Annotated in this window: 9 protein-coding genes; 4 read left to right on the top strand and 5 right to left on the bottom strand. The window is 43.7% G+C overall.

Annotated features, from left to right (window positions below):
- Nucleotides 1-18 precede the first annotated feature (18 nt).
- Nucleotides 19-864, bottom strand: a complete 846-nt coding sequence (locus tag AAEY93_RS07335) for a pseudouridine synthase family protein (RefSeq protein WP_101032691.1) — start codon at nt 862-864, stop codon at nt 19-21.
- Between the two features lie 180 nt (nt 865-1,044).
- Here AAEY93_RS07335 and lgt point away from each other — a divergent pair, with 180 nt between their 5' ends.
- Nucleotides 1,045-1,821: a prolipoprotein diacylglyceryl transferase gene (gene lgt, locus AAEY93_RS07330; protein ID WP_124013564.1), complete on the top strand. Its 777-nt coding sequence runs from the start codon at nt 1,045-1,047 to the stop codon at nt 1,819-1,821.
- Nucleotides 1,822-1,977: 156 nt separating this feature from the next.
- On the opposite strand, the gene AAEY93_RS07325 is transcribed toward lgt, so the two are convergent.
- Complete coding sequence (locus AAEY93_RS07325; RefSeq protein ID WP_124013565.1) at nt 1,978-2,820, bottom strand: sulfotransferase domain-containing protein; 843 nt, start codon at nt 2,818-2,820, stop codon at nt 1,978-1,980.
- A 250-nt stretch (nt 2,821-3,070) separates the two neighbouring features.
- Here AAEY93_RS07325 and AAEY93_RS07320 point away from each other — a divergent pair, with 250 nt between their 5' ends.
- From AAEY93_RS07320 to AAEY93_RS07310, 3 genes are all read left to right on the top strand, one after another.
- Nucleotides 3,071-3,358, top strand: a complete 288-nt coding sequence (locus AAEY93_RS07320; protein WP_124013566.1) for a hypothetical protein — start codon at nt 3,071-3,073, stop codon at nt 3,356-3,358.
- 815 nt (nt 3,359-4,173) lie between these two features.
- Nucleotides 4,174-5,664, top strand: a complete 1,491-nt coding sequence (locus AAEY93_RS07315; RefSeq protein ID WP_101032687.1) for a SulP family inorganic anion transporter — start codon at nt 4,174-4,176, stop codon at nt 5,662-5,664.
- 29 nt (nt 5,665-5,693) lie between these two features.
- The gene (locus AAEY93_RS07310; RefSeq protein ID WP_233768568.1) at nt 5,694-6,551 is read left to right on the top strand and encodes a universal stress protein; all 858 of its coding nucleotides are present in this window, start codon (nt 5,694-5,696) and stop codon (nt 6,549-6,551) included.
- Between the two features lie 261 nt (nt 6,552-6,812).
- On the opposite strand, the gene fdhF is transcribed toward AAEY93_RS07310, so the two are convergent.
- The 3 genes from fdhF to AAEY93_RS07295 form a co-directional block, all read right to left on the bottom strand.
- Nucleotides 6,813-11,018: a formate dehydrogenase subunit alpha gene (gene fdhF, locus AAEY93_RS07305; protein WP_351075795.1), complete on the bottom strand. Its 4,206-nt coding sequence runs from the start codon at nt 11,016-11,018 to the stop codon at nt 6,813-6,815.
- 597 nt (nt 11,019-11,615) lie between these two features.
- Nucleotides 11,616-12,332 carry an oxidative stress defense protein gene (locus AAEY93_RS07300; RefSeq protein WP_124013568.1) on the bottom strand — a complete coding sequence of 239 codons (717 nt, stop codon included), beginning with the start codon at nt 12,330-12,332 and terminating at the stop codon, nt 11,616-11,618.
- Nucleotides 12,333-12,491: 159 nt separating this feature from the next.
- Nucleotides 12,492-13,397 (bottom strand): LysR family transcriptional regulator, encoded by a 906-nt coding sequence (locus tag AAEY93_RS07295; RefSeq protein ID WP_124013569.1) that lies wholly within the window; start codon nt 13,395-13,397, stop codon nt 12,492-12,494.
- Nucleotides 13,398-13,419: the final 22 nt, after the last annotated feature.

The raw sequence follows: 13,419 nt of genomic DNA, 5'->3' as shown, positions 1-13,419 counted from the left end.
GAATCACATTGCTATTGCTTAGGTGACGATAAACGCTGGACGGTAATGCTCTGGTAATTCAAAGGTTTTTAGGGTGTTACTGACTGGGCAAACAAAGCGAAAAAAACACGATGTCAGTGCCAGATCAGGTGAATGCTCGTCACCATGACCATGTAAACGATCCCCCACCACGGGATGACCAAGGCTAGCCATGTGAATACGAATTTGATGTTTACGGCCAGTGTCTATTTTTACCTGCACCTTTGATTGATTAAGCACTGGATTATGGACCAGACGAGTCGCATGTGACAGTGCTGGTTTATTATCGACTGGGCTATCAATGCTAATGGGTTGGCTAGGAAACTCGCCTTCGACAATCACTTGATAATATTTTTCCAGTGCGCGGCTTTGAAATAACTGAGTGATAGCAGCGGTGGTTTTTTTACTGTGACCAAGCAGCAATAAACCGGTTGCTGCGCGGTCAAGGCGATGGATAATAAAGGCATTACGTTGCGGTTGTAAATGCAACTCTGCGTAGCGATTAATGGTGCTGTGGTCGCTCCACTTTGAGCCTTGGCAACGCATACCATAAGGCTTGTACCAAATGCTGTACTCACCTTCATCAAACAGTAACTCTGCCGGTGCCACCTGTTCGTCTAAAATGTATTGATTGTAATAAAGGTGTAGTTTGTCACCGGGCTGCAGAGGCTTTTTTGCGCGTCGAATACGATTGGTTTGCTTGCCATGACTGTGCCAAATGGCACCTTTTTGCATGGCACCTTTTAACACTTGTTTGCTTAAGCCACTGGTTTGCGCCAGCAAATTAATGGCATCAGTACCATGCTCTGTTATATCAATATGGTATTCGGTCTTATCAGCAATCATTAGATAACTCTACACATTCATTTGGCACACGGTCAATAAGCGCTAAATGTTACCTTATTTAGCCGCAGTATGTTTATTAGTTAATGAAACTTTCTCTTGTGCAGCGTATCTGGGTATCATCTGCAGCAAAGTTGTTTTAGCATAATGCGATAAAACACAGCATTAATTGGAGTAGGTAATTTGGAACACATCATTTGGGATCTTGACCCTGTATTGATCTCTTTTATGGGGTTAAAGGTTCATTGGTATGGGGCGTTATTTGCGTTAGCGATTGCGACTGGCTTTCAGGTGATGAAGCGAATTTACACAAAAGAAGGCTTAGATATTGAATCACTCGATAACCTATTGGTTTATTGTGTGGTGGGCATTATTGTTGGTGCGCGTTTAGCCCATTGTATTTTCTACGATCCGAGTTATTACTTTGCTCATCCGCTGAAAATTTTTGCAATTTGGGAAGGCGGACTCGCCAGCCATGGTGGTGGGCTCGGGGCGATAATAGGCTTGTATTACTACCAACGCAAAGTGAAGTTACCGTTTTTGTTTTTGCTTGATCGTTTAGCGATCGCCACTGCGATATTTGGCTTTTTTGTCCGTGTAGCCAACTTTGCTAATTCAGAGATTTTGGGCGAACCAACGACTCTGCCATGGGGAATTATTTTTAAGCGGATTGATATGTTACCGCGCCACCCTGCACAGTTGTATGAATCGTTTGCTTATTTATTGATATTTATTGGCTTATACGCCATTTATAAATATACCAACATGAAGCAAAAACACGGTGCGATTTTTGGTGTGTTTTTAGTGTCAGTCTTTAGCGCCCGTATTGCTATTGAAAGCGTTAAAGTGAGTCAAGCGGCCTACCATGAGTCGATACTCAGTGCCGGCCAGTGGTTAAGCTTACCGTTTCTACTCACCGGTGTAGTGCTGCTGATCATGGCTTACCGTAAACCCAGTTAAGCGCTTAAATACAATTAATCACTTCGATACCCTAAATAACATCCAATAAAAATGTCCTATGGCTGATGCCATAGGACATTTTTTATCGGCGCGATTGCGCGAAAGAGTGACTTATTTTAAAGGTCAGTTGTTTCAAGCGCCATTTATTCAATAAGGCTACTTGCCCCCAGGTAAATACTTAAAGCGCTTCATTTGTTCATAATGAGTGTCGACAATTTTTTGCACTTGTTCAGCGGTGAGTTTTGTTTTCCACTGATGTTTGGCGCCATTTCTAAAAAAAGCATTGGCATTTTCGTGTTTTTCCACAAAGCCGCGTTTGGTTTCTTGGGCTTTTAATTGCGCAAAAGAGCAATGCTTAATGGCATTTTTTAACCGCAGAGGATCTTTTTTCAACCCCAAAAATGACTCAACTTTTCTGAAGGCTTTTTTGGGGTCATCCAAAATATCTTCATAACGTAAAATCAACTTTGAGGCATCATCGGCTGTCCAACTAGATACATGCATAGACCAAGATGTAATAATTTGCGGCACATGTGGTGCTTCATTTGGGGTACCCGTCATTTCTTCTGCCATATAAGCAATGGCCTCATCGATGCTGTAACCAAAGTAATTAGCCATTGAAATTGCCACATCTAGCGGGTTACGAACCACATAGATGGCTCCTGATGTGACAGTAGAATTATGCAGTGGCTGGCCGTTATATTCGCCTAAGTAGTTGTGGGTTTTTACAAACGTAGTGCCATTAGCTTGCTGAGCAATATCGGCTTGAACCTGTGGCCGCAGTAGACTGACTTCTTCTAACGTGAGCTCGGTGGTGGCGGTTTTACCTTTTGGTAAATAAGCTTGATAACGATGCGCCGCCGATTCTGCTGTCGAAATGGTGTGCATGGTATTGATGTCTATGGGCAGATCTTGATTTTGAATGTAGTTTTCTAAAAATGCACGCACCCAGGTATTACCTGATTTAGGGTAAGAGGCCACCCAAAGTATGTTTCCCATCCGTAATCCTTTGTTGTTATTTTTAGGTCTTTCAATAGGGTTAAAAGTACCGATAATTGAGCAAAATGGCAAGTTTAGCGCAGGGTTGGTTAGTTTTTAAATCCCTGATGAAGATGCGGTTTTAAGGCACTAACGACCTAATGCTTTACCGCTTACCCTTCTGCAGATATAGCATGATTATTACATTATGCTTGAGTTAATAGCGCTATGCGATTTAAGTTGTTTTGTTTTATCAACAAGGAGAGTTAACGTGGTTTTCAATTCAACATTGTTCGGCAGTCAATTGTTATTGTGTGCTGCTACATTTGTGTTATCAGCAAATGTAAGCGCTCAGGATAATGCTGAAAATGAACCCAAGACGTTAATATCAGTACATTTAGTTGAATTAGATGCTCAAAACGATCCTATTGAAAAAAAGCGTTTAACGCATCAATTTGCATATCGACTGATTAATGAAAAAACTCAAAAAATTGAGACCGTGTTTCAAACCCGTGAAGCTGAGATTATTTATTTAGCGCCTGCATATTATGGTTTTTAATCAATAAAAATCAGAAGCTTTGTTAAAGCATTTATTGCTAATTCTACCTGTTTCAATACCTTAGATAATCAGATGACGAACGCGGGTACATGGGTCATCGGATGCAAACTTGTTTAGCCTACATTTAAAGATAGCCATTATGCAGGTGCGCTATTGTTAGACATAAAAGAAAACTATTCAGAAGTCGCCACTCTCTTAAATGGAGATCATTGAGTAGCGGCAACGATGCGTGAGCCTTCTAAATACTAAGCGCTTTATTGATAGACTACATACTAGTCTCGCAACAATTAATCGGCGAGACTAATTGGTTTGGTTAGTTTGTTATGGTAAATCTAAAACTGGGTTAAAGCTTTTCTTACTATCATTTTCTATCGATTTGCAACATCTGTCTCAATGAAACTAGACCTGAGCTATCAATATCTTGTGGCACTTTATACAGCCCTGACGAGACAGTCATTTAGTAAAAGCGTCTGCAAGGTTACTTTTACGCTCTTTGATTTTGCTTAAACAACCCTTTATACTGCCGCCAGCACTTTTTATAGAGTGCTTGTGTAATTAATGTTAAACCTAATTAACACCAAAATAGCGAGGTTTTTTTCATTAATGAGCACTAGCCGCATTAGTATTTCCTTCCCTATTTGGATCGCTTAGATCCGTCCGTAATCGCTGCCTTCTTGGTAGTTTTTGTCGTATCTCATTATCCAATATCATTTTGTCGTATTAATGAGTTAATTTCACTGGTGACACGCAGATATAGATCGAGCGTTAGCTTATGTTGTTGATATATTGGCCAAAATTTAAACAGAGTAAAATACATGATACAAAGCATGAAAAAAGAGTGGTTCTCGAACATCCGTGGAGATCTGTTAGCCGGTATTGTCGTTGCGCTAGCGTTAATTCCTGAGGCGATTGCCTTTTCTATTATTGCTGGGGTTGATCCTAAGGTTGGCCTGTACGCTTCGTTCTGTATCGCTGTGGTGATTTCTTTTACGGGTGGTCGTCCGGGAATGATTTCTGCTGCCACGGGTGCAATGGCACTATTGATGGTGACCTTAGTTAAAGAACAAGGTCTTGAGTATTTATTAGCAGCGACTCTATTGACGGGCATACTCCAAATTGCGGCAGGTTACTTAAAGCTTGGCAGTTTGATGCGTTTTGTCTCGCGGTCGGTGGTGACGGGTTTTGTGAATGCGTTAGCCATTTTAATCTTTATGGCTCAGTTGCCTGAACTCACTGATGTGACTTGGCATGTGTACGCCATGACAGCAGCAGGCCTGGGTATCATTTACTTATTTCCATTAATTCCTGTGATTGGTAAATCGCTGCCTTCGCCCTTAGTGTGTATTGTCGCGCTAACTGTGTTTGCTGCGTTTATTGGTTTAGATATCCGTACTGTCGGTGATATGGGGCAACTTCCTGATACGTTACCTATTTTCCTTTGGCCTGATGTGCCGTTAACGTTTGAAACCTTGATGATTATCTTTCCTTATTCTGCAGGACTGGCTGTTGTTGGTTTATTAGAATCGATGATGACTGCCACCATTGTTGATGACTTAACCGATACGCCAAGCGATAAAAACCGCGAATGTAAAGGGCAGGGTATTGCCAATATCGGTGCCGGTTTACTGGGCGGAATGGCGGGTTGTGCCATGATCGGTCAATCAATTATCAATGTTAAATCTGGCGGTCGTGGACGTTTGTCGACCTTTTCAGCGGGTATTTTCCTATTAGTGTTAATCGTATTTTTGGGTGAATGGTTAAAAATGATCCCTATGGCCGCACTCGTTGCCGTGATGATCATGGTGTCTATAGGAACCTTCTCTTGGGATTCTATTCGTAATCTTAAACATCATCCTTTATCGACTAACCTTGTGATGGTCGCCACAGTAGTTGTTGTCGTGGCAACCCATAATTTAGCCATTGGAGTATTTGTTGGCGTGTTACTCGCGTCGCTATTCTTTGCCAATAAAGTTGGCCGTTTCATGGTTGTTAAGAGCACCTCGACGACAGCCGAAGCTGAGCGTCATTATCAAATTGTCGGACAGGTATTTTTTGCCTCAGCTGAAAAATTTGTTGATTCATTTGATTTCAGAGAAGTGGTCGATAAGGTCACCATTGATTTATCTCAAGCACATTTTTGGGATATTACTGCCGTATCGGCACTCGATAAGGTGGTGATTAAATTCCGCCGAGAGGGGACTGAAGTTGAATTGATTGGTCTTAACGAAGCAAGTGCGACCATTGTGGATAAATTTGGTGTGCATGATAAGCCTGAAGACGTTGAAAACATAATGTCTGGTCACTAAGCCCATAGCAACAGCATAAAAGGATAATAATGATGACAAATGTGATTGCCTGTATCGATGGTTCAAAAGCCACACTCGCCGTATCCGATGCCAGTGGATGGGCGGCCATGCAGTTAGATGCCCCAGTAACCTTACTACATGTATTGGATAAATCGGGCTATCCTACAGAGTTAAACCTGTCGGGAAATATTGGCCTTGGTAGCCGAGAACATCTACTTGCTGAAATGGTTGAACTTGAAGGGCGCATGAGCAAGCTTGCACTCGAACAAGGCAAATATATGCTTCAAGATGCCAAAACGCGCATTATTGACGCACAACCTTTAGTTGTGGTTGAAACGCTACAGCGGCATGGGGATTTGGTTGAAACGCTGCTAGAGCAAGAATCCGATGCCAGACTCGTGGTTATCGGGCGTCAAGGAGAGCAACATCAAGATCAGGCGCAGGCGATTGGAACTCATTTAGAAAGTGTTATTCGAACTCTTAAACAGCCTATTTTAGTTGTCATGGCTGAGTTTCAAATACCAACACGTTTTATGATTGCCTACGATGGTAGTGAGACCTCTAAAACAGTCCTTAATCGAGTGGTAAGCAGTCCACTACTTGAAGGGCTCGAATGCCATTTGGTGATGGCATCTGACCATCAATCTCAAGCAATGACCGAATTGACCTTGGTTGCAGAATCTCTTACCGAGGCAGGTTTTGAGGTGACAACAGCGGTTTGTCAGGGAGAGGTGCAAATCGCCCTTGAAGCTTACCAACTAGCAAACCAAATTGATTTAATGGTCATGGGTGCTTATGGTCATTCACGTATTCGCGAATTTTTTGTAGGCAGCAACACGACACGGATGATCAGTAAAAGTCATATTCCATTGTTATTGTTGCGCTAAGCAATCATGACTGCGTCCTGCTAGGGCGTGACTTCGTCACTGCTAGTATCGCTTCGCTGCTAGGACGTGACTTCGTCACTGCTAGGGCGGACTGCGTCCTGCTAGTATCGCTTCGCTGCTAGGGACAGCTTCGCTGCTAAGATTTTATAGCCTCTAGCCGCGTAGCGTCCTAGGCACTTGCTAAGATTTTATAGACTCTAGCCGCGAAGCGTCCTAGCAGCGTAGCGTTCTAGGCACTTGCTAAGACACGTGCGGTTAGACCTAGACCATAGTGCTTGGTTGCAGTGACTTTTCAGCTTTAACGGCACACACTTTAAACTCGGGGATCTTAGCGATAGGATCCAATGCATTGATGGTCAGTTTATTGGCTGCGGCTTCGGCAAAGTGGAAGGGTAAAAATAATACCCCTACTTGGGCTCGTTTAGTCACAAAGGCGGCTATTTCTATTTCACCTCGGCGGGTACTGAGTTTTAACATATCACCGTTACCCACGCCTAACTGCTCTGCATCATAAACAGAAATCATCACTCTGGGTGAACCTTTAATATCGAGTTCAGGTGTTTTGCGTGTCATGGTGCCGGTATGGAATTGCTCCAGCAAGCGACCTGTTGACAGGATTAATGGATACTCGCTATCTGGCATTTCGGCGGGCAGACGATAACTCACCGGGATCATTCTACCTTTGCCGCGCAAAAACGTCTCGGTATGCAAAATCGGTGTGCCAGGATGGTTTTCATCAAAACATGGCCACTGTAAACCATCTACCTTGTGTTCAAGTCGTTGCCAAGTCAGGCCCTGATATTGTGGCGTGAGCTGGTTAATTTCTTGCCAAATATCTTTTGTGCTGTGGTAGTGCCAATCGGCACCCAGGGTGTTGGCAATCATTTGGATAATTTTCCAGTCTACAATCGCCTCACCCGGTGGCGTTAATGCCACGCGTAACTGTTGTACTCGACGTTCGGTGTTAGTGAAATGGCCATCTTTTTCCGCAAAGGCGGTTGCGGGTAATACCACATGGGCCATCTGGACGGTTTCGGTTAAAAAGATATCTTGCACAATCATAAAGTTGATTTTTGACAGTGCTGCTATCACATGGGCTTGATCCGGATCGCTTAGTACCGGATTTTCACCCAATACATAAAGTGCATCTAGTTTGCCTTTAACAATAGCCTGCATGATTTCAGTCGCCGCCAGTCCTGGTTCTGACGGCAGCGAAGTATTTCCCCATGCGTTGGCAAATTTAGCGTTATTGACGGGATTATTGTTTTTCTGGTAACCGGGATAAAAGTCGGGTAACGCCCCCATATCACAAGCGCCTTGAACATTGCTTTGGCCGCGCAATGGATTCAGTCCCGCGCCGCTTACGCCGATGTTGCCGCACAGTAACTGTAAGTTAGAAGTGGACACGACATTGTCATAACCTGAAGTATGTTGGGTAATTCCCATTGCATAATACAAGGCGGTTTTGTTAGCGGTGCCGATCATTTTTGCCATGGCGGCAATGTCTTCGGCGCTCACCCCAGTGATTAACGCCGCATTGACTAAATTATAATCAGGCTTCATCACTTCTTGCTTTAGCAATTGATAGTCTTCAATACGCTTGTTGATGTATTCCATGTCTTGCCAATCATGGATGATAATTTGTTGCATGATGGCATTGAGTAGCATCACATCTGTGCCAGGTTTATGTGATACATATAAATTGGCACTGTCTGCGATAGTGGTTTTCTTTGGGTCCGCGACGATTAAGCGCGCGCCATGTTGATTGACTGCTCTTTTGATATGCGAGGCGATAATCGGGTGGGCAGTGGTCGTATCGGAGCCGATGATAAAAATGACATCTGAATCTTTAATACTGGGAATATCATTGGTCATGGCCCCGCCGCCAATGGTATCGGATAAGCCTGCAACCGACGATGAATGACACAGTCTAGCGCAGTGATCTATGCTATTGGTACCCATAATGCTACGGGTGAACTTTTGCATTAAATAGTTTTCTTCATTGGTGCATTTAGCCGATGACAATGCGGCGAACTTGCTTGGGCCCGCAGCATCTTTAATCGGTTGAAGTTGCTCTGCTATATAGCCTAAGGCTTCAGCCCAACTGGCTGGTTGGAGCTGACCATTTTTGCGAATTAATGGCGTAGTGAGGCGTTTAGGACTGTTCAAAAAGTCAAAGCCAGAGCGGCCCTTTACACACAACATGCCTTCATTTACCAGCGAATGACTGTCACCGGTTACCCGCATAACGTGATTCTTGCTTTGGTCAACATGCAGTTCAACACGGCAACCGACACCACAATAGGTGCACACCGTTGAGGTTTTGGTTAACGCTATATCACGGCCTTGAGTTTTATCTCTGGCATCAACCAAGGCGCCAGTTGGACAGACTTGAACACAGTTACCACATTGAACACAATCGCTGTCACTCATTGAAGCCGTGAAGCCGACACGAGGGGCATTGCGGCTAATGGCGGCGGTCGCATTTGGCAGTGCTTGATAACTATTGGGTTCAAAGCTGATAACGTTATGACCACTTTGTTGATGGCAGGCTTCAACACAAGCGGCGCAACTGATGCAACGATTGGCATCAAAGGTAATAAAAGGCGCACTGTTATCGACTTTAAATTTACGTGCCTGACTCTGATCAAGTGCTTTACCGTCTACTTTATATTCGGTGGCATAGTCGCGTAACTGACAATCTGTATTGGCTTGGCAAGCACATTCTAAACAGCGCATGGCTTCTTTCATTGCGGCATCGGGAATGAATCCTAGCTCGACTTCGGCAAAGTTAAGCGCTCGATTTAACTGGTTTAATTCTGGCATTTTCAAGCGTGGCCGTTTGGCCGTGTCAGGGTATAATTCAGCAGACAATGAAGACGTTTTCTTGGCTTTTATCGAGTTAAACGCTGCGGGTTCTAAATGGCAAGTTAACCCTTCAGTTAATAATCCCTCAATGGCCTCAGCGGCTTTTCGGCCATCGGCAACCGCAGCCACAGCGGTCGAGGGGCCGGTGCGTGAATCACCGATAACAAATAACTTTTCCACCCCGGCAGACATGGTCTGTTCGCAGCCAAGGAAAGTATGCCAGCGAGTCAAGGCAATGTGACCACTGTCTATCTGATTTTCTGGCTGGTCTAAAAAGGCTAAATCCACTTTTTGAGATACCGCGGGAATGACGGTATCAAACGCTTCCTCAAACGTTTCGCCTGTAGCCTTGGGAGAGCGTCGGCCCGAAGCATCGGGTTCACCCAGCGCCATTTTAGCAAACGTGACTGATTTCACTTGGCCTTGGCTATCACTGTGGTTTTCAATTGGATTGGTGAGAAAATGAAACTTAACCCCTTCCACTTCGGCTTCATGTATTTCATAGGGTTCTGCTGGCATTTCATCACGGCTACGACGATAGATTAAGCTCACATCAGCGCCATCTCGGACCGCGGTGCGGGCGCAATCGATAGCCGTGTTACCGCCACCGATCACGGCTACTTTTTTACCTGTGATAAGTTTTTTGTCGGTGCAATAATCGCGCAAATAATCTACACCTAAATAACAGCCCTTTAAATCACTGCCAGGGTAGTTCATTGGTACGGCTTTTTGTGCCCCAATAGCAAGGCAAACTGCATCATAATTGGCCACTAATTCGGTTAAATTGGTATCACGACCCAGTGCCACTCCGGTTTGGATCTTAAGTCCGTTACGGGTGAGCAGTTCAATTTCTTTATCAAGAATATCTTTAGGTAAGCGATACTCTGGGATGCCATAACGTAACCAGCCCCCAGCTTTAGGTGCAGATTCCATAATGGTCACATCGTGACCATTATTAGACAGATAATAACCCGCGGTTAATCCCGCAGGGCCACTGCCGATAATCGCAATGCGTTTATTGGTAGCCGGTGCTTTTGGCGGAACATAAGATTCCAAATCATGTAAATCCAGATCGGCTGCATGACGTTTGAGTTGGCGAATAGCCACCGGTTCGTCAACCAGTCCACGACGGCATTCTGCTTCACAAAATGCCGGACAAACACGACCAATGGACAGTGGCAAAGGCAAGGTTTTTTTAATGACCTTGACAGCTTCTTTATGATCGCCTCTGCCGATATGATACAGATACGACTGCACGTCAACGCCGGCTGGACAGGCGGTTTGGCAAGGGGCTTCACAATCAGCAAAATGATCGCTAAGAATATCTTTGAGTGCCTGTTGACGAATTTTGCTTAAATAGCTCGACTTGGTAATCACATCTAAGCCGGCTTCCAGCGGTGTCTCACAGGCACGAACACACCGTAAACTGCCATCATGGTTTTTTATTTGTACTTGGCATAAATTACAGTGCTGCTTCTCTTGATTGTGGGAGAAGTCACATAAGCTAGGTATATTAATACCGGCGTCAATGGCTGCCTTTAACAAGTTGTTTGTCTGGGGAAGCGATAGCGTTGTGCCGTCGATAGTGATATCAATCATTGCAAGGCCTTTTAATTTTTCGGAGTCACTGGCTAAGTCTTAATGCCTTTGAGGATGCGACGAGTAGGACATCATTAGGGTACAACAGCGTAAATGGAGTATGCCTATAGTGGTTTTTATGTCAGTAATGCAGATTAATCTTGCTAACCTTTTTCTCGCATCCACAGTCACATTCAATTCATTAAGTTTAGTTTGAGGAGCGAGATCCATATGTGACTCAGATCATTTTTGTGGCAATTAAATGAAATTTTTATAATAAAACCTTAATAAATATAAGGTTATTACTTGTTTGAGCTTGTTATTTTTACAGATAAAAGTGAATGTTTATTGCCATTGTTTATGATTCTGGACGATCCTATTGCCAATAAATATAATGAAGTTAGCCGTACAAAGGGCTGTTTGATAACTGTTTATTATCCGATCTGAGGTGAAATATACTGTGTTAATCCACCAAGCTGCTCTGTTTTAAAGAGTAGACTCGTTCAGTTACCCTAACGGATGCTTATCACCATTGGTTTTGTTGCTTGGCTGCAAGCTAATGTGCCAGCGTAGCGATAAGCTCTGGCACATTGCCTTTAGCGACTTCCGGCAGTATGACTATTTGAGTCTAAATACCACTTCGATTCTGTCGCTAATCGTCACTTGACCTTGTTGATAGGTTTGCGCCACATCAGCATTCATTTTCATGCTGGCACGGTACATTTCAGGTTGATGTGATTGCTGCGGAAAGTACCTTACTTCCCATACGCCAGCGATTTGTTCGCCAAAGCCTTTGGCGAGCGATTGGGCTTTTTGCTTGGCATCGTTAATGGCGGCTTGGCGAGCTTGGGCAATGATTTGTGCTTCTTGGCTGGATTTCAGCTCGATATTATTAACGTTATTAATCCCTTCAACCAAAGCGCTATCGAGTAATTCATTTAAGCTGTTGAGGTCCATTACGGTTACCGTCATTTGACGATTTGCGCTATAGCCGGTCAATTTTCGTGGTTCATTTTGCACATAACTGTATTGTGGATTGAGCTGTAAATTAGCACTTTGAATGTGCTTTTTGTCGATACCCGCGTTGAGTAAACGCTGCATAAATTGGCTGACGGCATCGTCGGCTTTGTCTTTAGCCGCTTTGGCACTATCCGCTTCTATTGATACTTGGACATTGATGATGGCCATGTCTGCCGGGGCTTCTATGGTGCTGGTTCCTTCTGTTTCAATATGGGCGAAACTTAACTCAGCCGCTTGCAGTGTCGATAAACTGCTGGCTGCGGTTAAGGTGAATAATACGCCCGAGAGGATACTAATAAGTAATGGTCTGTTCATTGATGACTCCGCTAATAGTTCGCTTTATGCTATTTTTTAAACCGCTAATCTTGGTCTGTTATGTGTGTAAACGGAGCTAGATTAAAAAAGGGTTTTTATGGGTGATTGTTTTATGGGTGATTATTTTTATTGTTATTCTATTTGTTATTTTAAAGACCACTAGAACAACTGCGCTGAGATATTAAGCAGTTTAGTTCTTATCCATTGGTTTACTGGATCTTCTTCAGCTTGTTTATGCCAATACATGTGTACGGCTAAATTGGGTACGTCAAATGGCAAGGGTGACACCACAATAGGCATAGATTGTTGCAGCAACATGGCATAGCTGTTGGGCATGGTCATTATCATGTCTGACTGGCTAACAACGTTAATGGCGGCAAAGTAGTGCTCGCAGCGCAAGGCAATATTGCGGGTGATCCCTTGGGTGGCTAATGCCATGTCGACGGTGTCGATGGTAAAGTCTTTTAAGCTGACTAACGCATGTGACGCTTTAGCGTAATGTTCCAGGGTTAGCTGTTGCAGTATGGGGTGATCTTTGCGGCAAATAAGCGAAAAACCTTCATGACAAATTAAGCTACTGCGTATGTCTTTATGGGTTGGCATCAGCACGTCGATAACAATATCTAAGCTTTGCTGAGCCAATGAGGGTTCAAGTTCTGTCCGCTTAATTTGACGACTGTTTATGGTGAGGTTAGGGGTGTTTTTAAGTAAGTCAGGCACCAATATTGGGAAAAACATCGACTCTAAAATATCTCTTAAACCGAGTTTTATTTCCCGTTTATGCTGCTGAATATCAAATGTGGCAGGTTGGCTGACGGTGTTATTAAGTAAATTAATCGCTTGCAGCACATCGGGAATGATTTTTTGGCACAAGGCTGTTGGCACCATTTTACGGCCATGACGGACAAATAATGGGTCGTTAAATTTGCTGCGTAAGCGGGCGATAGCATGGCTCACCGCAGGTTGGGTTAAGTGCAACTTAGTGGCTGCGGCAGTAATACTCCCTTGCTGATAAACCGTGACCATGACCAGAAATAGATTCAAATCAATCTTATTATGCAGCATATTAATAGTTATCTATAAGTTA

It is taken from the genome of Shewanella sp. CAL98-MNA-CIBAN-0140, from assembly GCF_040309905.1.
Lineage (GTDB): Bacteria > Pseudomonadota > Gammaproteobacteria > Enterobacterales > Shewanellaceae > Shewanella > Shewanella psychromarinicola.
Note: the sequence above shows the minus strand (reverse complement) of the source record. Positions and strands in the feature narration are given on the sequence as shown.